Origin of the sequence: Breznakia pachnodae (genome assembly GCF_030814225.1) — a bacterium.
In the GTDB taxonomy this organism is placed as follows: Bacteria; Bacillota_I; Bacilli_A; order Erysipelotrichales; family Erysipelotrichaceae; genus Breznakia; species Breznakia pachnodae.
In genome coordinates this window covers 182860-205745 of record NZ_JAUSUR010000003.1, presented here as the reverse complement: position 1 = coordinate 205745, position 22886 = coordinate 182860, and the positions used below count along the sequence as shown (strand labels likewise).

Sequence of the window (22886 nt, the reverse complement as noted above, 5' to 3'; positions counted from 1 at the left end):
AGTGTTCACTTTCGTTTGTTTTTCAGCTTATAAATCTAGTAAAATTCGTTATATTTTACTATCCACTTCCAACTTTGGCGCATATCTGTCCGAAACCATCCAGATAAGAAAAAAGACTGCAATTGCAGTCTTATACATCTAACTTTTCCGCATGCCAGATATCTCTAACATACTCTTCAATTGTACGATCACTTGAGAAATATCCTGAACAAGCAATGTTCTTTAAACACATGGTTGCCCATTCACTTCGGTTTTCATAACGTCTTTCAACATCACGTTGAGCAGCATGATAAGCCCAGAAGTCTTTTAATACTAAATACTCATCATTCTTATTTAGAATCTCTTCATAAATCGTTGCAAAATCTTTATCGATATCACTGAATTCATCACTCATAAGTGAATCCACAACTTTCTTGATTTCTGGATCATTGTTGTAGATATCCCAAACATCATAATCATTTTCATATTTTAATTGAGCAACTTCTTCTGCACGTAATCCAAAGATTTCGGTATTTTCCATACCAACCTTTTCAGCGATTTCCACATTTGCCCCATCAAGAGTACCAAGTGTAAGTGCACCATTCATCATAAACTTCATGTTTCCAGTACCACTCGCTTCTTTACCAGCAGTTGAAATCTGTTCTGATACATCTGCAGCATTCATTAATATTTCCGCAATACTTACTCCATAGTTTGGAATAAATACAACTTTCATATATTTTGATACATCTGGATCATTATTGATTTTCTCTGCCAAGCAGTTGATTAACTTAATTACCTTACGAGCAAACACATATGAAGGTGCTGCTTTTGCTGCAAAGATAAATGTTCTTGGATACATTGTATAATTTTTATCTTCTTTGATTTTTTGATATAAGTAAATAATATGTAATACATTCAATAACTGGCGTTTATACGCATGTAATCGTTTCGCCTGAACATCAAAGATAGAATGAACATCTACATCTACATTACATACTTTCTTAATGTACGCAGCTAAGATTTCCTTACGTCTTTGTTTTACCTGTAAGAATGAGTCTTTCACTTCTTTATCATTTACATATTCCATTAGTTTTGATAAATCTTCCGGATGTTTTTTCCAGCTATCACCAATGGTTTCATCAAGCAACTTAGTAAGTTGAGGATTTGAGTACATCAACCAACGACGATGGGTAATCCCATTTGTTTTATTATTAAATTTATCTGGCATAATTGAATAAAAATCCTTCATAACATCTTCAATAAGAATCTTTGTATGAAGTGAAGCTACCCCATTTACACTATGAGAACCAACAATTGCAAGATGTGCCATATGAATCTGTCCATCTTTTAATATTGATAATTTCGATACAAAATCCGGGTGATTGTATTTATGTTGCATATCATATTCAAAGCGTTTTTGAATTTCCTGAATAATCATATACACTCTAGGAACTAAACCTTGAATGTAATCAATTGGCCATTTTTCAAGCGCTTCAGCCAATACCGTATGGTTTGTATAAGCCATTGTATTTACTGTTATTTCCCAAGCTTTATCCCATTCATATTCATAATCATCAAGCAAGATACGCATTAATTCAGGAATCGCCAATACCGGGTGAGTATCATTTAACTGAATCGCTACTTTATCTGCTAAGTTATCAAGAGTAGGATAGTTTCTTAAGTGCTGACGAATAATTGTATGAACACCAGCACTTACAAAGAAATACTGTTGTTTAATACGCAATAGTTTTCCTTCTTGGGTAGAGTCATCTGGATACAAACTGTTGCAGATTTCTCTTACATCTTTGATGTATTGCTCATGATCTTTATACAATCCTTCTTCTGCAGGTTCTGCTGACCAAAGACGAAGTGTATTGGTAAGTTTTGTTTCATAACCAACAATTGGTACATCGTAAGGTACTGCATTAATAACTTGTGCATCACGTACTTCAATCTTTACTTTTCCATTACCATTAATATATTGGTGAATTTTTCCACCATAACTAACTTGAACAGTATGTTTTGGTTTCTTAACTTCCCAAACATTCCCTAACTTCATCCATAAGTCAGGTACTTCTTTTTGTTTATTATCCACAATTAGTTGTTTAAAGAATCCATATTCATAACGAATACAGTTTCCATGTCCAATATAATTCGTAGAAGCAAGTGAATCTAAGAAACAGGCAGCTAGTCTACCTAATCCACCATTTCCTAATCCTGCATCACTTTCCATTTCTTCAATTTGGTTAATATCAACACCAAACTCATCTAATCCATCTTTCACAACATCATAAATTCCAAGGTTCATAAGATTGTTTGTGAACAATCTTCCCATTAAGAATTCCATTGAAAAGTAATAAATCTGTTTCTTTTGTTCTAAGTGATTCGCATCTTTACTTTCTTTCCAGTGTTGTGACACATACTCTCTGACAATCTCTCCTAACACAAAATATTGTTCTGTAGGATGTGCAATTTCAACTGACGTCCCAAAAAGTTCCACCATCTTATCTTCATATTCTTGAATAAAATTTTCCTTTGTAAAGTCCTTAATCATATGTCCTCCTATTCGAAATACCTATTTTTATGATTCTTATTAATATGCTTCATTATGATTCCCGCGAATGGAGCAACATCAATTGTAATATAGTAAGGTTTGTAATCTACAAAACCTTCTTGTGCAACAATCGTTTTTTCATTAACGATATTCACACCAGAATAGATATCTTTTTCACTATTCAATATCTCATTATACACGCCTTCTTCAAGAACTCCAAACTGATGACCATGATATGTATTAGGTGACATATTAAGTACAACAATAATTGTTTCTTCTTCACCTTTACGAATAAACGAGAATAAGTTTTCATTCGCATTATCAGCATCAATCCATTCAAAGTAATTGTAGTCAAAGTCATCCTTATATAATGCACTTTCATTTGTATAGATTGTATTTAAATCTCGCATAAAGCGTTTAAACGAATCATGCATTGGATATTCCAGTAAGAACCAATCCATTTGTTCATCTTCATCAAACTCACGCAAATGACCAATTTCATTTCCCATGAAGTTTAACTTCTTTCCAGGATGTGTATACATATACGTATATAACATACGTGCCTGTGCAAACTTCTGCTCATAGGTTCCCCACATCTTATCAACGATGGTAGCTTTTCCATGAACCGATTCATCATGAGAGAATGGAAGTATAAAGTTTTCCCCATAGAAGTATGCCATACTAAAGTTTATCTTATTGTGATTATGTTGACGAAAGATTGGATCCATCTTTAAATATGATAACGTATCATTCATCCATCCAAGGTCCCATTTGTAATCAAAACCTAAACCATTGTCATGTACAGGTTTGGTAACTCCAGGATAGTCACTAGAATCTTCTGCAATCAGCATAACTTCAGGGAAGTTAAGATGTAACAGATAATTCATTCGTTTAATAAATGTAAGAGCTCCTTCGTTTACTCCACGATTCTTATTTCCCTGCCAATAGATTACATTGGAAATTGCATCCATTCGTAATCCATCACCATGCAACTCTTTAATTAAATATGCAGCTGCACTCATTAAGAAACTACGTACTTCTTCTTTGTGTAAATCAAAGTTAGCTGTTCCCCATTCACTGAATGCATCATAGTTATTTTGATATTCATATAAATGTGTTCCATCAAAACTGCGAAGTGCATAATTATCCATAACAAAATGAACTGGTACAAAATCAAAGATAACACCAATTCCATTTTTATGTAATTCATTTATTAAATATTTTAAATCTTGTAGGGTCCCATATCGAGATGTCACACTAAAGTAACCACTGATCTGATATCCCCAGCTTCCATCGAAAGGATATTCATTTAATGGCATAAACTCTACATGCGTATATTTCATCTCTTTCACATAGGAAACCAATTCACTGGCAATACTTCGATAATTGACCGCTTCATCATTTATATGCTTCCATGCACCTAAGTGAACTTCATAAATATTCAGTGGTTTATGAAAACAACGATTACGTGTCTTCATCCATTCATCATCACTCCACTGATAATCCAAATTTACTACAATTGATGCAGTGTTTGGTCTCAACTCATTATAGAAAGCATATGGATCCATCTTATCTACGGATGTTCCATCTGTCTGAACAATGCGATATTTATACATATCCCCTTCTTTTGCATTTGGCACAAATACACTCCAGATTCCTCGATCATCCACTTTATCCATGAAATGACCTTCTCCATTCCAATCATTGAACGAACCTATTACCTGAACACTTTGTGCTGCAGGTGCATATAGTGCAAAACGCACTCCAGAGATTTGCTCAAATCGAGGATGTGCACCCAATGAAGTATATGCGTTAATTGACTGTCCTTCAAAAAATGCATTAATTACTCTTTGTTTCATTGCAAACCTCCTTGTATTCTTATACCTATTTTACCTTTTTCTGAGACCTTACACAACTTTAACTACCTAATTATAGTGATAAAATTCAATATTTTGTATCATATGTCATCATAAACTATGATACAATTCCTATATGATTACAAACATACTATTTTTTCTAATATTTCTACAGATTAGTTCAGTTCTATCAACATTAGTTATCATAGGATGTTTTTTCCTATATAACTTTATATGGTTTCGCAATATTGATATCGACAGTTTCTTTAAATATGCAAATCGAATTGTTTTAATTATCTTACTTCTGTTATGTGAGATTGTCTGTATTGTATTGTCATCTTATCTAATATTTCGATGGTATTCAATTCATGCAAGTGATATTGTTTATCCACTAACAATAACATATATAATTGTCATGATAATATTTACAGCAGTCAAAATGTTTTATGTAATAAAGCATAAAGCGTATGATGGTTCATAAAAACAAGTGCAGATTCGCACTTGTTTCTTTTTTTATTCTTTAATTTTTCTTTTTCTAACTACCAATACAATTCCAGCCAATGACAGAGCAAACAATCCCATATATAATGTCATGTTTGTTTCATCACCAGTATTTACATTACTTCCACCTGTTGTGGATGTCGAATCTACTGATGGTTTTACGGTTGTACCTGGAGCTGTCGATGGTTTAGATGTGTTCTTTTCATCTAACTGCTTCTGTGCTTCATCAATAATTAATTGAAGTTCATCCTTCAATTTGCCATCAGGTAGTTTATTTACTAAATCCTGAGCATTATCAATATCTTCTTGTGTTACACCTGAATTCAAGTTACCATCTTTATCCAATAAATCATTCGCAGCATCTTTCGCATCTTGCATTGCTTGTGCTATATCAATTTCCTTTTGTAAGTTATCTTTATACTCACCATCAGGTAACTTATTCACTAAGTCTTGTGCATTTTTAATATCATCTTGTGTAATATTTATTGCCAAGTTATCTTTCTTGTCATTAAACAAGTTATCCACTGCATTTGTTGCTGCTTCTCTGTTATCCAATATTGTTTGAGCATCATCGATTAACTTTTGTAATTCTTTCGCTCTATCTGTATTTGGATCCAATTTATCTACTTCTTTTTGAGCACTATCAATCATATCTTGTGTAGCACCCACTACTAAGTCTGATTTATCATCGTTGTATAAATCATTTACTGATTTGATAGCATCAAAGATAGCCTGTGCTTTATCTACAAGTGATTGCAATGCATCTTTAAATGAGCCATCTACTAAATCATTAATCAAATTTCCTACATTGGTAATTGTATTTTGGTCAACTCCTGAAGCTAAGTCATCTTGACTACTATTTAATAATCCTTCTGCTTTGTTTTTAGCATCCATCATCTTTTGAGCGGACTCTACTTTTGCTAGTAGTTCATCTTGTAGTGATCCTGGAGTAATCGTATTAACAAAGGCTAAAGCGTCATCAATATCTTGTTGTGTAATACCACTAGCGAGACCTGTTCCAGTCTCATCAAATAGTGAATCTGCTGGTAAATATGTAACTGTGTTTTCTACTGTATCAATTACAATTGTTCCTGGATAAGTTACTGTTTCTCCATCCATCGTTACCGTTGTACCAGCAGGAAGTGTATCTTCTTTTCCATTTATAGTAATTAATGATACTGCTTCTTCTGGTACTGTAACTAGTATTCCAGTAGAAGTTAGTATTCCATCGTTTGTCATAGTTGCATCATCAATGACATAGGTTATACTTTTATCGTTATTTGTAATTATTGAACCTGCTGGTACCCTTGTAGTTCCTCCTTTATTTGATATATCAACTGTAATAGTACTACCATTAGGATTAGCAGTTTTTGTTACATTTCCAATGAAATCGACACTCCCGCCATCAACTACATGTTTCTCAATTATAATACTTCCAGTAGTTGTACTATTCACTCCTCCTATTTCTGTGTAGTCTTCGAAGTGATAAGTTGCTGTTGCAGTTATTACAGTACCACCATTTGGTAATACTACTTTACCATCTACAATATTATCCAGTGTTGCATCAACAATTAAATTACCTACACTATCCATCAAAGCATTCGAAGTAAGGGTAATATTTTGTGAAACTCCCGCCCCAGATTTATCTTCTTTTTCTAGGAAAACATTATAATATGCTCCAGCATTTAAAACATAATAGTTTGTTTGTGAATCCCATGAAATAAATCCAGCATTTCCGTATACTCTTACCATAGAATTAAGTTCTGGCGAAGAGATCAAAAACATTCTTAATGCATTCATATTTGTTGGATTCACCACATTACTAATAGATAAATACGCCAATGAACTATATCCTGATAAATCTGCAGTGATGGCCGTTCCGTGATATTGAAGATTGATTAACGTTGTTTTAGAACCAGACAAATCCAAAGTACCACTTAGTTCACTATTACCATTAATTATTACAGTTCTTAGCAATGTCATATTTTTTAATCCTTCAGGTATTTCCCCAATTAAATCATTTCCTGCTAAACTCAAATTATTTATATTAAGAAAATTTTCGATTCCGTCCATTGTTCCTGTTATATTTTTAGAATTTAAAATAATTGCTCCACTATAAGCATTAGCTTCATTTGCACTAATATATCCATCATTATCTGTATCAATTTTTACAGTTCCATTCGTTCCATCATAATTGGAAATAATTGCCTGTTCTAACGGTCTGGAACTGTCACTAAATACGCTATCAGTTATTGCATATGGTGTTATTGTATCACTCATTGTTGAAACAGCTGTATTTTTTATATTATTATTTGTTGATTCATCTACTGGAGTTTCCACATCTATTTCTTCTATATCTTCATTTTCATTCGCACTTAGTGTGTTTGCAGTTACTAAACTAAATAACATTCCTAAAACTAACAAACTCATAATAATTCTATTTTTATTTGACTTCATTTTTTCCTCCATCTTATTATATTCTCTTATTCACTAAACAGTATTAAAATCTAAATTATATTTGATATAATTCTCATCTTTATCGTATAAAATTACTTTTATCATCCCTTTGAATTCTCCCTTTACAGATAGATTCGAAGATAATTTATATTTTTCCCCATTATATTCAATATATGATTTCTCATAATTGATTTGCGACCTTTCATCAGAAACATTCAAATATAGAAACCCGTTCTTTTGATAAGCATCAACTAGTTCTGGAGCCTGCGAATCAATATTATCAATTTGTAATTTCGTTCTTTTTTCATTAATCCTAATTGAATAAATTCCATTTTTCTCCACCACAAAAGTTACTTTTTTTAATTCACTGTTTATATTCATTTCATTTCCCTCAAATAAAATCTTCACATCTTTTCCAACTGCTTCTTCCTTTAAAATTACAGTTACTTCGATTGTTGTTCTAGTTGGAAATGTAGAATAAATTATGTTTTCAATATAGGGATGCCCTTGCAACTTATCATACATATCCATATCATCAGTAAGTAACTCATTGAAATCAAAAGCACTTAATACCTTATTATCTTCATTTTTAGGAAATGCAAATAATACAATTAACGTAATAATAGTAATTGTGAATATCGTTCCTATAATCATAAAAATATGATTAGAAATAAATGTTACTAAGTTATTAAAATTTCCTGCTTTAGAAAGTTTATAAATATCCTCGTTGTAACTAAGGTCTTGCTTACCACATAGTTCATCACGATGTTCACAAAGAATTAACCCAAGCAATGGAAGTAACGCAACACCATATAACTTCACATTATTTTCTTCTTGGTATTCTCTTAGATTTTTTTCTAAACTCTTTCTTCCATCAAACAGCCTTGACTTAATAGTACCTACACTACAGTTCAGCATATCTGCAATCTCTTGGATCTTAAACTCTTCCAGATAAAACAATGTAATAACTTCTTTTTGTTTCTTTGGTAGTGCATGAATTATTTTAACTACTATTTCTTTTGTTGCTTTTAAGTCGTATGCCTCTTTTGGCAACACTTCCGTTCGTTCCTCTCTTAAATTGTTTTCAAAGTCTTCAGTATACTCTTCTGAATCTAAAAACAACTTATCTGAACTTCTACGAGAACGCAAAAATGCATAACAAACATTTCTAACAAGAATATACATCCAAGAACTAAATGTTTCAGGATTTTCTAATGTGTGTAACTTATTGTAGATTCGAATCATTGCTTCCTGTGCTACATCTTTTGCTTCTGCCTCATTGCCAATAACGGTATAGCACCAGTAATAAACACGATTTACTATTTGTGAGTATAGTAACTCAAATTGTCCAATATCCTTTTGGACCTCTTTGACAATTTGGGTAAGCTTTACCTTATCCATAGTTTCGCCCTCCTTGATTATAAAAATGTACTTACCCTAATACTTATATGTTTCCCATAAAGAAAAGGTTGGGTTTTATATAAAATTTATTTTCCTTATATTAGTCGTAACAATATGAAGTAACGTTCACTATTTTTATATAAAATAAAAATGACTACCTTTGAAAGATAGTCACTCTTATAAATCTATAGTTATTTAATCATAGAATAAAGCTATATTATGCTTTGTTCTTGTTGTGTTTTAAGTTGTTTCTAACTACAATGATAGCTCCAACTAATGATAAAGCTAACAATCCATACAAGATATTAGTATTTGTTGCATCCCCAGTGCTCACACTTGCATGAGTAGTTGTAGACGTTTCTTCACCAATAACACTTGGTTTCGTTGATGGTTTTGAAACGATTGGAACTGTTGGGTCTGTTGGGTCTGTTGGATCCGTTGGGTCTGTTGGATCCGTTGGGTCTGTTGGATCCGTTGGGTCTGTTGGATCCGTTGGGTCTGTTGGATCCGTTGGGTCTGTTGGATCCGTTAACTCAACAATTGTTACTGTAGCTATAGCACTAACAGTTAAATCCTCTGTAGATGTTGCTCTAACAGTAATAGTTGTTGCATCTTCATCACTTCCCACAGTTAGTAATCCATTTTGATCAATTGTTGTACTAGTTGATGTTGCTCCTTCTATGCTCCAATTAACTGTATTATCAACACCACCTGTTACAGTAGCATTAAACTGATGTGAACTTCCCTTTTCTACCTCTACAGCATTTGGTTGCACAGTAATTTCAACATTTATTTCTGGTTCACTGTTAACAATAATTTTGATTGGTGTAATAATAACAGGCATATCAAAATTTTCTAATCCTTCTGCAATATCTTGGTAATAAAGGAGAGACCCACCAATGTTCACATTTAAATCATTATTATGTAATGATAATGATATTGCTGTTTCTCCATTACTAATCAATTTATCAGCATCAATTACATTCATTCTTATTTCTACTGTTGTACAATATCCATTTGCATCTGTTGGTGTCATGTATATATTCATAATACCAACATTGACTTGATTCGCTGCAGTTGGCATTGCCATAACACTATAATTATTTTCAACATCCACAACTCTATCATAAGACAATGCCGTTTCATCAAATACCATAGCAACATTAAGCGAATCTATATAATCATAAGCATTTGGATCAGTATATAAATCTATAAAAACTGAAATTTTATCTCCATCCTTTAGGTTTTCTGCTTCAAATTCTGTTCTACTACCTGTAATAAGTACTTCATTATTCGCTGGTACATCAGCAGCATATGTTGGAACTACAGTTACCGTAAGCATAACTGCAATTAATGCTAGCATACTTATTACTTTTATATTAAATTTTTTAATCATTTTGTTCTCCTTTTATTTTACTTTTATTCCTTTATATGTGTTCGTTAAAGATCTAAGCCATATGTAATATACTGACCATTTTTATTAATAATTTTGATTTTCATAAATCCTTCAAATTTACCTTTAACTTTTAAATCATTCTGAATGTAGTATTCTCTTCCTTGATATTCTGCATAAGATTTTTCATAGTCTATTTGAGACAATTCATCATTTATTACTAATTGTAGATAATCACCTTCATTTATTACTTCTACTAATTCAGGTGCAAATATATCTATAACATCTATATCAAACTTAACTTTACTATCCCCTATTAATATTACATATTCTCCATTTTCTTTTACTTGTACACGGATATCTTTATTATTTATTTCACAATCAATCTCTTCCTCATTAAACGAGATTTTCACATCTTCTTTTAATGCTTCTTCCTTTAATATTATAGTTACATCTACGGCTGTTCTATTAGGATAACTAAGATAGCTAACACTTTCAATATATGAATTATGATACATTTTATCTAGTATTTTTATATTATTCATAAGTGTTGTATCAATATCTAATTTACCTATAGAGTTACTATTATTTGTAAGGAGTACTGTAAATACTGTTGCAAGAACAACGACTGTAAAGCCACTATAAACTATTAATTGTTTTATGTATCTATTTATAAAGCCCTCTCCTTTTGCTATTTCAAGTGATTCATAAATATTTTTATCATATGTTAAACTCTGATTAGAACATATATCTTTTTGATATTCTTTAAAGATTGAACCTAACAATGGCAATAAAACTACACCATACAGTTTATCTTCATTATCCTCTTCATATTTCTTTATTTGTAATTCAAGATTTTTTCTCCCTGAATGTAAACGAGATTTTACGGAACCTATTTTATAGTTAAGAACCTCAGCTATTTCAGCAATTTTCATTTCTTCTAAATAAAATAGTGTAATCACTTCGCGTTGTCTTCTAGGAAGATTTTCTATAAAGATTTTTATTAATTCCTTTGATTCTTGCAAGTCATAGGCTTCTTTTGGTAAATGTTCTTTTCTCTTTTCACTTATCATATTTTCAAAATCATTTGCTTCTGGATTAGAATCTAAAAATAACTTATCTTTTCTTTTATGAGCCTTAAGGTATTGATAGCATTTATTTTTGACTATTGTATACATCCATGGGCCAAATAATTCTGCTGATTTTAGCATATGTAGTTTTTGATAAATTAAAATCATTGACTCTTGAGCGAGATCTTGTGCTACTGTTTCGTTTTTTACTATTGTATAGCACCAAAAATATACTCTGTTAATTACATGTGTGTATAATAATTCAAATTTATTTATATCCTCTTGTACTTTGCTTACTATTTGGGTAAGTTCTTCTTTCTTATCCATTATTTGCCCTCCTTCTTTACTCATATTTTCCGCTTACCCATAATATATATCATCTTCATCTCCTAAAGGTTCGCTTTTATTCAAACAAAAAAATACATATATTTTTATTTATATTAATTAGTCGTTTTTTTTCTTGATTTCGTTCACTAATTAAAAATATTGAGTAATCATTTTGTTTCCAATCCGAAATAAGATAATCGATAACACTAGAGATCCTATTATGGCGACCACAACATATATAGTAGAAATCTCAAACAAATGATAAGATGATAAATTAGTATAATTAAACATCAAACAATTCAAAGCGATAACACCTACAATCACACATGCTGTGTAAATATTATGTTTATGATTCTTGTTTATATAATAGATGCCAACTCCAGTTATATAAAAAATGAATACATTAATTATATCTATCATTGTAAATTGTACAGAATACAAACTACTTTTATATTCTTGATTAACAACGAGTACAAAGAAGAAGACTAAGGGGAAAATCAATAAAAGTATTGCTAATACATTTATTATATTTGCTATTATTTCATGACTCGCTTTATCGTGTTCATCTAATTTTTCATTATTCCACATGATTTATCTTATTATCCATATCAAAAGGATCATTATTTATATCTACAGATGACTCCTTACGCTTTTTGATAAATTTCTTTATTAACCTATAGTATGGAGTACACGAAAATATAAAAGCAAATAACATAACAGCAAAAAAAGCATATTGTTTATGAGCAAATAGTATATAACTAAATACTCCAAACATTACTGGAATTAAAATATACCTTACTACTGCGTCCACTATACATACTAACCAAGAACCTAATCGAATAATGAGTGGAACCCTTTTATCATTTCTCTTTTTCTTTGCAACAGCAATTATCTTTAGTAAAAAATCAAACAATATATTGTCTAGTATATACATAATAAGTTCTTCTTTCTCATCAATATTTCGGATATCTATTATATTATATAACCAATTTATAATTAATTCAATCGCAAATAAAAACCGAAGCAAATGTTCGGTTTCCATCTTATATTCTATTTCTAGTTCGTAAAGAAATCTAGTATATTCCATCCATCGCTTGTCTGACCTTTGTAAAGTTCTGTGTATCCACATTCAGTACAAGTTACTGTAAAGAATTTCTTATTTTGCACATCGAATATTTTGGCAAAATTTCCTCCTGTTGCCTGAAACTGGTCACTCTCATAATGAGTGTTTCCACATTTAGGACAAACGTAGGCTCTCTTTTCCATTCTTCGTTCCTCGCTTTCATTTACTTGTACATACTATATCACATATTTATGTGAATGGAACTATATAATTGTGTTGATAATGACGCTAAGATAAAACAAACTATCACTTTGAAGTGACAGTTTGTTTTTGTTAGTATTCGTAATCAACACAACTGCGTATTTCTACCATATTTGAAAGACATTTTGTTGCAGACTTGTGTTTTGGATGTTGTTGATATTCATCTAAAACAGCTTTTGTTTCAAATTCACTAATCAACATCATATCCATATTGCTGGAATTCAGTTCATTAATAATTACTTCAATCTTATTGATTCCAGGAAGAATATCACTGATATCATGCATATTTTGGCGGAATTCAAGCATTAACTGCTTCTTTTCAAAAGGGGTTAAATCTTCTTTGATCTTCCACATTACAATATGACGTATCATGCTGTATATTTCTCCATTGCTTTCTTTAAAGCATTTCCTTTTACATGTGCATTTTCATTACTGCTACCTTTTACACAGTAATAGAATTTACATTTTGGTTCGGTTCCACTAGGACGAATTGCAATCCAGCTTCCATCATCCAAGAAGTATTTCAATACATCTGATGGTACAAATCCTTCGAGTTTGCTTTCTTTGTCACCTTCGCGAACAATTGCATCCTTGTAATCTTCAAATCGAACTACTTTGTAGTCACCAATTTGATCTAGTTTTGATTCTCTTAAATTCTTAAGAATATCTTTTATTTTTTGAGCCCCTTCACTACCAGCAAGAGTTAATGAAACTTGGCTTTCTTCATAGTGTCCATGTTTTGTATATAAGTCTTGAAGAACATCAAATAATGTTTTTCCTTGTTTCTTATAATAAGCAGTTGCTTCCGCTAACATTAGACACGCTTGAATTGCATCTTTATCTCTAACGAATGGTTTAATTAAACTACCATAACTTTCTTCATATCCAAATACATATTGTTTTTCATTTGTTACTTCATATTTGGCAATCTTTTCACCAATGAATTTGAATCCTGTTAGAGTTTTCTCACATTCTACATTATATGAGTTCGCTACTTTTTCTCCTAAGTCACCAGTAACAACTGTATTAAACATTACTGGATGAGCAGGCATTTTACCTTGTGCATCCAATTGTGATAGCACATAGTCAAGTAACAACGCTCCACTTTGATTTCCTGTTAATAGGATATATTCTCCATCTTGGTCCACAACAACTCCCATACGGTCTGCATCAGGGTCACAAGACAATACAATATCTGCTTTATCTCTCTTTGCATATTCAATTGCTAAATCATAAGAACTACTTTCTTCAGGATTTGGCGTTTTCGTATTTGAGAAATCAGGATCTGGTGAACACTGTTCCACTACTGGAATACAGTTGTATCCAGAACGTTTGAACACTTCCTGTACTGGGATGTTTGCAGTTCCATGTTGTGGAGTAAATACAATCTTCACATCACTCTTATCAATTTCAGGCTGAAGTTGAATTCCTAATACTGCTTCATAGTATGCTTCATCTACATCTCTACCAATCACTGTAATTAGTGATTCCTGTTCTTTGGTAATATCCATATTGATTGATAATTCATCCGTCACTTCATTCACATAGTTAATTACTTTCTCTACTAAAGAAGGAATTAATTGACATCCTCTTTCATCATAAAGTTTATAACCATTATATTCTCTTGGATTATGTGATGCAGTAACTACTATACCACCAAAACAATTTAAATGACGTGTTGCAAATGACAATTCTGGAGTTGGTCTTAATGACTCAAATACATAAGAAGCAATTCCATAACTTGCCAGTACTTTTGCACTTACCATCGCAAACTCATAAGACATATGACGATTATCATATGCAATCGCCACTCCACGTTTTTTCGCTTCTTCACCATTGTCGCAAATATACTTTGCAAATCCTACATTTGCTTTCGCAATCGTGTGTACATTGATTCGGTTTGTCCCCGGTCCTAACAGACCTCTCATCCCTGCAGTTCCAAATTCTATTTGCGTATAGAAACTGTCATGAACCTCTGTATCACTCATTGCATCCAATTCTTTACGTAACTTTTCATCTAAGTTAGGACTGTTTACCCAACGAAGATACTCCTGATCCTTTTCCTTATTGTACATAAGTGTTATTCCTCCTATTTTCCATAAGAAAATGATTTCTTTGAAACCATATTAAATAAATATTATTTAATACCAGGTACCTTTCTTGTAGCCCTGTAAATTATAACTTCCTATCTATAATACTCATAATTCTATTAGTATATGAATATCATGATTTTACTATTAAATTTTAGCTTATTAAGTTGTTGAAGTCGACTTAAACACTCTTGTTTTTATTAAAGCTATCAATAAAAAAAGATGGTCGAGCCATCCTTTTTAATTACCCAATAATTTTTTGAGCGCGTAATACATCTTCGATAGCTGCTATAGCTGCATCTTCATCTTCCCCATTACAAGAAATAGTAATTTCTGATTGTGTAGGGATTCCTAAAGACATAACACCCATAATTGACTTCATGTTAACTTCACGTCCACCGTATGCTACGTTCACTTCACATTTGAATTTTCCAGCTGCATGTACTGCTACTGTTGCAGGACGTGCGTGTAGACCAACTGGATCAATTACAGTTACTGTGATTTGTTTCATTTCAATTTCCTCCTAAGCTCATTTCTATCAACTCTATTTTACAACATATCGAAAGCACTTACAATCACTTTTTTTCTACTATATGGCTATTTTGCGACATTTCAGTGCTTTCTACACCTCTTTTTTCAATTCCTCATTATTTATTACTTGAATACCATTCTCTTTTAATTTTTTTACACAGATACCATCCCCATGAATAAGTATCCCATTAAATGTTCCATCATAAATTTGACCACATCCACAACTTGGACTGCAACTCTTAAAAACTGCCAAATCGATTCCTTCCTGCTTCGCTAAATCCACGACCATGTTAGCTCCACTTTCAAAATAATCCGTAGTATCTTCACCAACTTTACTCACTACTCTACCCTTATAAATCTCACAAGGTGATCTTGGTGTACTCATTCCACCCATCACCTCAGGACAGACTGGATACACTTCCATATCCTTTATATATTCTAAAACATATGCATCTTCTTCACCACTGCCGTTGTAGCGACATTTTTCACCAAGTAAGCAAGAACTTACCAACACTTTCTTTTTCACACTCATACCTCATTTTCGTTTGGATGTTTGCTTATATAGTTCAAGTTCCTCATCCCATAACGTATAATCTCGTTCAAATAATTCTTCACACATCTGTAACTTCAGTTCTGTCCACTCCATCTTTTCAATTAACTTCTGCTGGACAAACTTCTTACTTTTTTGTTTATACTGTGGCAGTTTATTCTTCGTAAGAATCCGCTGAAGTTCAGGTCGCCACATCATTGATATTTGAATATCCTGCTTCATCTTAGGATTCAATGTTGCTGGTCGCTGTTCCATAATGCAGATTTCTTCATCTTCAACATACACCACAAGAATACCCCATTCTTTAGGAACATGTTTTTCTACATGGCGCTCATGCGATCTTCCAACTGCAATATAATTAAAATCACAGAATTTATTGTAATTACGAACTTGTGATTTTAATCGCTCATAGGTATCAACATCACTTTTGATTTCCACCCCAACAATACGATCACAACAAATTGCAATTACGTCAGCTCTTGATTTTCCAATAATCTTTTCTTCAAAGAAACGAATCTTTCCATATACTTGTTCTAAATGATCAAATAACGGTTCGCGAATATCTTCATCATAAAGACGAATCTTATCATCAATATATAGTTCTTCCATCTTATTCACCACTACTTATGGTAGGTTTCATTACCTAAAATCTTAAAACTGCGATAAATCTGCTCAAGCAGAATCAAACGAGTCATCTGATGCAAGAATGTAAGATCTGATAATTTCAAACGAAAATCACTTCGTTTAAGAAGCGACTCACCTAGTCCTAAACTACCACCAATCACAAACGTAATATTACTTGTATGGTAAGTTTGTATTGAACTGATTTTTTGCGCTAGTTCTTCACTAGTCATTGTCTTACCATGTAAATCTAATAAAATAACATAATCATTGTCTTTGATTCGTTTCAATACTTCTAAAGCTTCTTTCTCTTTGATTTGTTCTTCTTCCTTTGGTGAAGCATTATTAGAAATAGATTCATCATTCACTTCAATTACCTCAATCTTATGATATGGCTGAATCCTTTTTTGGTAATCATCACATAGTGCTTTTAAATGTTTTTCTTTTAGTTTTCCAATACCTATAATTTTTATCATGGTTTCATTATAACAAAGACAAAAGATTTAAGGGAAAAGAATTTAATAATCTAATAAATTACCTTAAAAATCATGTTAGAATAAAATCATAGAGGAGTGATAATTGTGGATAAAAACATTTCTATTAAAGTTACCAAATATGAGCAAGATTTGATTCAAAAATCTGCAAATTCGCATAATATGAATGTTAGTGATTTCATCAAAAAAATTATTTTTGAAATTATTGAAGATGATTATGATATACAACTTGCTGATAAACGTTATTTAGAACATTTAAGAAAAGCTAACACCAAGGAACATACTGATTTAATGAAGGAATTAGATATATAAAAGAAAGTGTACTGAAACATTATTTATAGTTCCAGTACACTTTTCATAGCTATCTGCATATAGACATCACAAGCAGTTAACCCCTGATCAATATGCAATCCACGTTGTTGCCATATTTCTTCATCTAAATTATCAGCAGCAAACAAAAACTGTGCATACTTCACTTCACGAAACTTTGTGACTGCAAGTAATGCAGAACATTCCATTTCCACACATACACAACCTTGTTTAATACGTTTTTCCATACGTGATTTTGTTTCACGATAAAAAGCATCCGTTGTCCATGTATTGCCTATAATATGAGGAATATTCATTTCATTCATTGTTTTCCCTAATATATCAATCGACTGAGTATCCATTTCCACTGATAGCGATGGAGCTAAGTAATGGAAACTTGTACCTTCATCACGAATTGCTTCTTTAGGAATAATTACAGTACCATCATCTAAAGAACGATCAAGTACACCACAAGAACCAAACACAACAAACTTTTCAACTCCTCGTGCAATTAATTCTTCTATTAATGCAGCACTTGGTGACGCACCAACATAAAACATACACATTCCAATTTTTTCACCATTATAAATTGTTTTATAAATTGGTGATGCTCCATTTGCAGAAGCGTTATGTCCAATCACTTCTACTTCTTCTTTTTCACCAAAGTAATCAAGAATTGATTTTGTGAAGCATCCAACCATATACTTTGGAAACTTATTTTCTTTTTTGAAAATATCTTCTGGATTAATAATTGCTTTTTTATTGTTGTCATAATCATCAATTAATGTAATCATTATTATCCCTCTACTTTCTTATATAAATAATATCTGGTAACTCCTTTTATAGGAACATCCTCTAAAGTTGTGAATACAGTATATCCATTTTTCTTATAAAACTCTGGTGCGTGAAATGAAAGTGTAGTTAAGGTAATTATCTTACATCCTACTGATGCTGCATATTCTTCACACTTCCTAAGTAGAACCTGACCATACCCACTTCCACGATAATTATTATCTACAGCTAGTAAAGAGACATGTAATTCGTCTACAAACTGTTTAGCTGTAATTGCACCAATAATTTCTCCGTTTCTCTTAATTGAATAAGCACACTCACTTTTGTCAGTTGGTTTATTATTGTTGATGGCATGTTGCGTTAATAAATCTCCAGCACACTTTTCTGCGACTTCAAAATCCTCATCCATAACTACAGCAATCTCATCCCAACGTTTCTCCCAGTTCTTGTCCTGTAAGCGTTGTTTGAATACGTTCATTCGTTCTTTGTTATTCAAAAAATGAGGAGTAGGAGTAACAATAAAATTCATTAAGTCATGTATACCCAATGGATCTACAATCTTAACTTCATTCCCTTCCTTATACATCCCAATCGCTGTACATGTTTCAGGAAACTTTGATAAAGCATCTTCAACTGAAACAAATGGTTCAGTACCGGAATTCATTTCATGCATATATACCTGATTACGTAACTCCCATTTATATTTAGGATGATCATTCTTTAAGTTTGTCTCTATCTCCATCGTTTTTTCCCAGGAAATATTTGGGTCATAAAACACTACATCAACATCTGCATCAAATGCAACTTCTTTATCAGACAAAAGATTCCAGATATTATTTCGAATCGTACCGGCACAAATACATGCTTGATTTAAATGTAATGATTCTACAGTTTCTAATAGTTCCATCATTTGTGGATGTTTGCTTAATTCGCAAAATGTTTGATTCATAATGACCTCCTAATATATTTCCAACATTATACCATAGACATTAAATTGAAAAGAACACTTTTTAGTGTTCTTCAATTATTTATATTGTATCAATCCTCATACTTATCACCACTATTCTCTTTATTAAGGGTGCCTGCTAATTCAATCATCAGAAACTTAGTCAATTGTGTAACTACTGGTCGATGTCTAATTCCTTTTGGAACAATTATATATTCTCCAGCATTCACTTTTATTTTCTTCTTTTCGGTTTCTAAATAGAAACTTCCCTCAATCACATAAAACAATTCATCTGAATCTTCATGTACATGAAAATCCAAAGTTCGATTTTCTACTTGAACTACACTTAGTACATTATCATTTAATATACCAATTTTTTTATATACATATAGTTCTTCCAGTGATGATACTTCATCCATTAAATTAATTGCTTTCATCATTACCTCCATTTGTGTTGTTGTATAGATTTATGCTAGCATATAGATATCCATCTGTGAAATTGATAAATATGATAGAAACAATCTTATTTCAAGATAGAAAATTATGGAGAAGAATTATGAACTTAAAACATCTAACTACTTTTTTGGTATTAAGCGAAACTAAAAGTTTCACAAAAACAGCTGAGCAATTACATTATGCACAATCAAACGTAACCACACAAATTCAAAAATTGGAAGATGAACTAAATGTTCGCTTGTTTGAGCGACTTGGTAAAAGTGTAACTTTAACATCTGCTGGGGAAGAACTTGTCATTTCAGCGAGACAGTTACTGCAACTATCAGATAATTTGAAAAAACGATTCAAAAAAGAAAAGGTGAATCGAATTACAATTGGGGCATCTGAATCTCTTTGTATTTATCGACTGCCTGAAATAATCAAACAATTCCAAAATCAACATCCAAATGTGGAAATATTCCTGACTGTTTTAAAGGATACCAATTATCTACCTTTACTTATAAACAATACAATTGATATAGCTTTTGTTTTAGACACACCTATTGATAATGATATTTTAGTAAATGCATCTTCTTACAGTGAAGAAATTAGTATGGTTTGTGCACCTTCTTTTCCTTTGAGTAAAAAGCATAAACTATCAATCAATGACTTCATAGACATACCTTTAATCTTAACAGAAAAAGAATGTTGTTATCGCAAACAATTCGAAAAATATTTAAATGATGTATCTATTTCACCGAAAGTAATATTAGAAACCAGTAGTCCAGATGTTATAAAAGAAATTACAATGAGTGGAATTGGTGTATGTATTCTTCCTGAAATTGTTGTACAAAAGGAGTTGGAAAACCATACCTTAGTTAAGTTAAACTATAAGAAAGATTATAATATTCATGCTCAGCTAATGCATCATAAAGATAAGTGGATTTCTGATATCTTACAAGAGTTTATCACCATCGCAAAAAGAACTTAATCAGAAAAAAGTAAAAAAGTCTATCCGATGATAGACTAATTATCGTAAAACGAAGTAAGAAGATAGGAAAGGGATATATACCACTCCGCTTTACATTTATATAATATAAATATTTTATTATTTTGTCAACTACATTTTTTTAATGATGTCTTCCACCAACAATTATTTCAAATTGGGGAGCACTCACAATCCGTATATCATTGTAGTTGATATTGTGTTGAGCTAGAGTTTCAATCAGAACCTCTTTTGCTCTTTCCTTGCTGTTTCCTTCTTCTGAAATATGCGCAAGAACGATTTCTTTAGTATTATTTCCAACTAAATCTACCAATGTGTTTGCACAATCTTCATTGCAAAGGTGGCCAAAATCGCCAATGATTCTTTGCTTTACATACATTGGTCGTCTTGTTGCCATCAGCATTTCAATATCGTGATTACTTTCAAAAATATAATAATCCGCATTCTTTAAATACGGTTTCATTGCTTCACTAATATAGCCAGTATCAGTAATATATACTAATTTTTCACTATCACTTTCTACTACATAACCACATGAATCATCGGCATCGTGTGATGTTGGAATTACTGTGATATTAAGCGTATCCAGTTCAATACGATCATATGGTCTTACTTGATAAAAATGATCCGTTTCCAGTTCACTCATTGAGTAAGTATCAATCCCATTAAACATCTTCAACTGACTGATATGATCGGTATGCGTATGAGTTACAAACAATGCATTTGTACTTTGGTAATCATACTTTAAACGTTCAAAACAACCACTTAAATATTTCTTCGTACTTCCACAATCAATTACAATTGATGTTTCACAGTTACGAATCAGACAGCAGTTTCCTTTAGAACCACTTGCCAGCAGTGCAAATTTAATCATTATGATACGCCCTCGAAACCTTGTGGCGCATAATCAAAGAATGCATTCACTGATTTCTTAAAGCTTAATTCAAACGTTCCAGTTGCACCATTACGGTGTTTTTGAAGTGATACTTCTACTTGTACTTCATCTTCACGTTCTCGCTCTTCCGTGTTTGTGTTGTGGTAATCCTCACGATACAGGAACATAACAATATCGGCATCTTGTTCAATTGCTCCTGACTCACGTAAGTCGGATAACATTGGACGTTTATCTCCAGCACGTTGTTCAACTGAACGAGATAATTGCGAAAGGGCAATTACTGGAACTTCCAATTCTCTGGCCATCATCTTTAGTGACCTAGAGATTTCCGATACTTCTTGTTGTCTACTATCTGAACTACGTTTCCCACTACCTTCAATCAGCTGAAGATAATCAATAATCACTAAGTCTAAACCATGCTCTGATTTTAGCTTACGACATTTTGAAATAATTTCTGCCATTTTAATTGATGACGAATCATCAATGAATAGTTTACATTTTGATAATCGAGTTGCAGCTTCGTAAAGTTTATTAAGTTCATCATTATTCAACTGACCATTTCTCAGTTTATTCCCTTCAACTTCACTCTGTGCACTCAGCATTCTCTTCATCAACTGTTCTGCAGGCATCTCCAGTGAGAAGATAGCAACTGCTCCATTACTTGTTGTTGTATTACTTTTAGAAGTACGAAGTCCAACATTTAATGCAAATGCGGTCTTTCCAACTGATGGACGGGCAGCCAAAATAATCAAATCACCACGTTGAAATCCATTGGTAATCTGATCAAGACGACGATAACCAGTTTTAACTCCAGTAATCCCATCTTTTGATTTTTGCAGTTCACTTAATTCACTCATAACGTTTTCAACAACCATGGTACTGTTCTTGAAATCATTTACTCTTCTGTTTCTTGTAACATGAAGAATCTGACGTTCTGCCTCATCTAACAACACATCAAGTTCATTTGATGTATCAAATCCTTCTGCAGCAATTTTCTCTGCAGTTTCAATTAGTCTTCTGGCATCTGCTTTGTTCTTTACAATTTCGATATAATAACCAACATTGGCACTTGTTACTGCACTGTCACTTAGTACCAAAATATAATCGGCACCACCTACAAGCGATAACTCTTCTTTATCTTGTAGTTTTGATATCATACTTGTAGGATCGACTGGTTTACCTTCATCAATTAAATCTTGCATCACCATAAAAATTCGTTTGTGTGCTTCTAAATAGAAATCATCACCTTGAAGATCTCGATCGTATACTGTACTGACTACTTTTGGATAGATTAATAACGCACCAAGGATGGCTTGCTCTGCTTCATTATTATGTGGTAGTTGTCTACTCAT

Annotated in this window: 21 protein-coding genes; 2 read left to right on the top strand and 19 right to left on the bottom strand. The window is 32.2% G+C overall.

All coding sequences use genetic code 11. The features are described 5' to 3' along the window. Positions 1-130: 130 nt before the first annotated feature. The 14 genes from J2S15_RS09425 to rlmH form a co-directional block, all read right to left on the bottom strand. Positions 131-2536 (bottom strand): glycogen/starch/alpha-glucan phosphorylase, encoded by a 2406-nt coding sequence (locus J2S15_RS09425; RefSeq protein ID WP_307407657.1) that lies wholly within the window; start codon positions 2534-2536, stop codon positions 131-133. Between the two features lie 8 nt (positions 2537-2544). Next, positions 2545-4395 carry a 1,4-alpha-glucan branching protein GlgB gene (gene glgB / locus J2S15_RS09420; RefSeq protein ID WP_307407656.1) on the bottom strand — a complete coding sequence of 617 codons (1851 nt, stop codon included), beginning with the start codon at positions 4393-4395 and terminating at the stop codon, positions 2545-2547. A gap of 510 nt (positions 4396-4905) precedes the next feature. Continuing rightward, positions 4906-7350 carry a toxin Cry1Ac domain D-VI-related protein gene (locus J2S15_RS09415; RefSeq protein ID WP_307407654.1) on the bottom strand — a complete coding sequence of 815 codons (2445 nt, stop codon included), beginning with the start codon at positions 7348-7350 and terminating at the stop codon, positions 4906-4908. A 33-nt stretch (positions 7351-7383) separates the two neighbouring features. Further along, the gene (locus tag J2S15_RS09410) at positions 7384-8751 is read right to left on the bottom strand and encodes an RNA polymerase sigma factor (RefSeq protein WP_307407652.1); all 1368 of its coding nucleotides are present in this window, start codon (positions 8749-8751) and stop codon (positions 7384-7386) included. Positions 8752-8968: 217 nt separating this feature from the next. Continuing rightward, positions 8969-10147: a hypothetical protein gene (locus J2S15_RS09405; RefSeq protein ID WP_307407650.1), complete on the bottom strand. Its 1179-nt coding sequence runs from the start codon at positions 10145-10147 to the stop codon at positions 8969-8971. A gap of 44 nt (positions 10148-10191) precedes the next feature. Next, on the bottom strand, positions 10192-11541 hold the full coding sequence (locus tag J2S15_RS09400) for an RNA polymerase sigma factor (RefSeq protein WP_307407648.1): 1350 nt from the start codon (positions 11539-11541) through the stop codon (positions 10192-10194). A 577-nt stretch (positions 11542-12118) separates the two neighbouring features. Further along, on the bottom strand, positions 12119-12583 hold the full coding sequence (locus J2S15_RS09395; protein ID WP_307407646.1) for a hypothetical protein: 465 nt from the start codon (positions 12581-12583) through the stop codon (positions 12119-12121). A 14-nt stretch (positions 12584-12597) separates the two neighbouring features. After that, a complete protein-coding gene (locus J2S15_RS09390) occupies positions 12598-12807 on the bottom strand; it encodes a zinc ribbon domain-containing protein (RefSeq protein ID WP_307407644.1) in 210 nt (69 codons plus the stop codon). A 130-nt stretch (positions 12808-12937) separates the two neighbouring features. Beyond that, the gene (locus J2S15_RS09385) at positions 12938-13237 is read right to left on the bottom strand and encodes a Dabb family protein (protein WP_307407643.1); all 300 of its coding nucleotides are present in this window, start codon (positions 13235-13237) and stop codon (positions 12938-12940) included. After that, positions 13234-14940 (bottom strand): phospho-sugar mutase, encoded by a 1707-nt coding sequence (locus J2S15_RS09380; RefSeq protein WP_307407641.1) that lies wholly within the window; start codon positions 14938-14940, stop codon positions 13234-13236. The genes J2S15_RS09385 and J2S15_RS09380 overlap by 4 nt, the downstream gene beginning before the upstream one ends. 259 nt (positions 14941-15199) lie before the next feature. After that, the gene (locus tag J2S15_RS09375) at positions 15200-15466 is read right to left on the bottom strand and encodes an HPr family phosphocarrier protein (protein ID WP_277490367.1); all 267 of its coding nucleotides are present in this window, start codon (positions 15464-15466) and stop codon (positions 15200-15202) included. Between the two features lie 111 nt (positions 15467-15577). Continuing rightward, the gene (locus tag J2S15_RS09370) at positions 15578-16012 is read right to left on the bottom strand and encodes a 2-thiouracil desulfurase family protein (protein WP_307407638.1); all 435 of its coding nucleotides are present in this window, start codon (positions 16010-16012) and stop codon (positions 15578-15580) included. Between the two features lie 9 nt (positions 16013-16021). After that, on the bottom strand, positions 16022-16645 hold the full coding sequence (locus tag J2S15_RS09365; protein ID WP_307407636.1) for a sce7726 family protein: 624 nt from the start codon (positions 16643-16645) through the stop codon (positions 16022-16024). Positions 16646-16656: 11 nt separating this feature from the next. Then, positions 16657-17133 carry a 23S rRNA (pseudouridine(1915)-N(3))-methyltransferase RlmH gene (rlmH, locus tag J2S15_RS09360; protein WP_307407634.1) on the bottom strand — a complete coding sequence of 159 codons (477 nt, stop codon included), beginning with the start codon at positions 17131-17133 and terminating at the stop codon, positions 16657-16659. A 105-nt stretch (positions 17134-17238) separates the two neighbouring features. On the opposite strand from rlmH, the gene relB reads away from it, so the two are divergent. Then, on the top strand, positions 17239-17463 hold the full coding sequence (relB, locus tag J2S15_RS09355; protein WP_307407632.1) for a type II toxin-antitoxin system RelB family antitoxin: 225 nt from the start codon (positions 17239-17241) through the stop codon (positions 17461-17463). 23 nt (positions 17464-17486) lie between these two features. Here relB and J2S15_RS09350 read toward each other — a convergent pair whose 3' ends face one another. From J2S15_RS09350 to J2S15_RS09340, 3 genes are all read right to left on the bottom strand, one after another. Continuing rightward, complete coding sequence (locus tag J2S15_RS09350; protein WP_307407630.1) at positions 17487-18254, bottom strand: nucleoside phosphorylase; 768 nt, start codon at positions 18252-18254, stop codon at positions 17487-17489. 2 nt (positions 18255-18256) lie between these two features. Beyond that, positions 18257-19201 carry a nucleotidyltransferase family protein gene (locus J2S15_RS09345; protein ID WP_307407628.1) on the bottom strand — a complete coding sequence of 315 codons (945 nt, stop codon included), beginning with the start codon at positions 19199-19201 and terminating at the stop codon, positions 18257-18259. Between the two features lie 89 nt (positions 19202-19290). Beyond that, entirely contained in the window at positions 19291-19635 is a 345-nt protein-coding gene (locus J2S15_RS09340; protein WP_307407627.1) for a cupin domain-containing protein, read from the bottom strand. 119 nt (positions 19636-19754) lie between these two features. Between J2S15_RS09340 and J2S15_RS09335 the strand changes: the two genes are divergently transcribed. After that, positions 19755-20624 carry a LysR family transcriptional regulator gene (locus tag J2S15_RS09335; protein WP_307407625.1) on the top strand — a complete coding sequence of 290 codons (870 nt, stop codon included), beginning with the start codon at positions 19755-19757 and terminating at the stop codon, positions 20622-20624. Positions 20625-20763: 139 nt separating this feature from the next. On the opposite strand, the gene J2S15_RS09330 is transcribed toward J2S15_RS09335, so the two are convergent. Beyond that, positions 20764-21513 carry an MBL fold metallo-hydrolase gene (locus J2S15_RS09330; protein ID WP_307407623.1) on the bottom strand — a complete coding sequence of 250 codons (750 nt, stop codon included), beginning with the start codon at positions 21511-21513 and terminating at the stop codon, positions 20764-20766. Next, complete coding sequence (dnaB, locus tag J2S15_RS09325) at positions 21513-22886, bottom strand: replicative DNA helicase (protein ID WP_307407621.1); 1374 nt, start codon at positions 22884-22886, stop codon at positions 21513-21515. Before dnaB ends, J2S15_RS09330 begins: the two co-directional genes overlap by 1 nt.

Coding starts and splice junctions, on each gene's coding strand:
- J2S15_RS09425 (WP_307407657.1), bottom strand. CDS start 2,536: ATGATTAAGGACTTTACAAAGGAAAATTTTATTCAAGAATATGAAGAT.
- glgB (WP_307407656.1), bottom strand. CDS start 4,395: ATGAAACAAAGAGTAATTAATGCATTTTTTGAAGGACAGTCAATTAAC.
- J2S15_RS09415 (WP_307407654.1), bottom strand. CDS start 7,350: ATGAAGTCAAATAAAAATAGAATTATTATGAGTTTGTTAGTTTTAGGA.
- J2S15_RS09410 (WP_307407652.1), bottom strand. CDS start 8,751: ATGGATAAGGTAAAGCTTACCCAAATTGTCAAAGAGGTCCAAAAGGAT.
- J2S15_RS09405 (WP_307407650.1), bottom strand. CDS start 10,147: ATGATTAAAAAATTTAATATAAAAGTAATAAGTATGCTAGCATTAATT.
- J2S15_RS09400 (WP_307407648.1), bottom strand. CDS start 11,541: ATGGATAAGAAAGAAGAACTTACCCAAATAGTAAGCAAAGTACAAGAG.
- J2S15_RS09395 (WP_307407646.1), bottom strand. CDS start 12,583: ATGGAAACCGAACATTTGCTTCGGTTTTTATTTGCGATTGAATTAATT.
- J2S15_RS09390 (WP_307407644.1), bottom strand. CDS start 12,807: ATGGAAAAGAGAGCCTACGTTTGTCCTAAATGTGGAAACACTCATTAT.
- J2S15_RS09385 (WP_307407643.1), bottom strand. CDS start 13,237: ATGATACGTCATATTGTAATGTGGAAGATCAAAGAAGATTTAACCCCT.
- J2S15_RS09380 (WP_307407641.1), bottom strand. CDS start 14,940: ATGTACAATAAGGAAAAGGATCAGGAGTATCTTCGTTGGGTAAACAGT.
- J2S15_RS09375 (WP_277490367.1), bottom strand. CDS start 15,466: ATGAAACAAATCACAGTAACTGTAATTGATCCAGTTGGTCTACACGCA.
- J2S15_RS09365 (WP_307407636.1), bottom strand. CDS start 16,645: ATGGAAGAACTATATATTGATGATAAGATTCGTCTTTATGATGAAGAT.
- rlmH (WP_307407634.1), bottom strand. CDS start 17,133: ATGATAAAAATTATAGGTATTGGAAAACTAAAAGAAAAACATTTAAAA.
- J2S15_RS09350 (WP_307407630.1), bottom strand. CDS start 18,254: ATGATTACATTAATTGATGATTATGACAACAATAAAAAAGCAATTATT.
- J2S15_RS09345 (WP_307407628.1), bottom strand. CDS start 19,201: ATGAATCAAACATTTTGCGAATTAAGCAAACATCCACAAATGATGGAA.
- J2S15_RS09340 (WP_307407627.1), bottom strand. CDS start 19,635: ATGAAAGCAATTAATTTAATGGATGAAGTATCATCACTGGAAGAACTA.
- J2S15_RS09335 (WP_307407625.1), top strand. CDS start 19,755: ATGAACTTAAAACATCTAACTACTTTTTTGGTATTAAGCGAAACTAAA.
- J2S15_RS09330 (WP_307407623.1), bottom strand. CDS start 21,513: ATGATTAAATTTGCACTGCTGGCAAGTGGTTCTAAAGGAAACTGCTGT.
- dnaB (WP_307407621.1), bottom strand. CDS start 22,886: ATGAGTAGACAACTACCACATAATAATGAAGCAGAGCAAGCCATCCTT.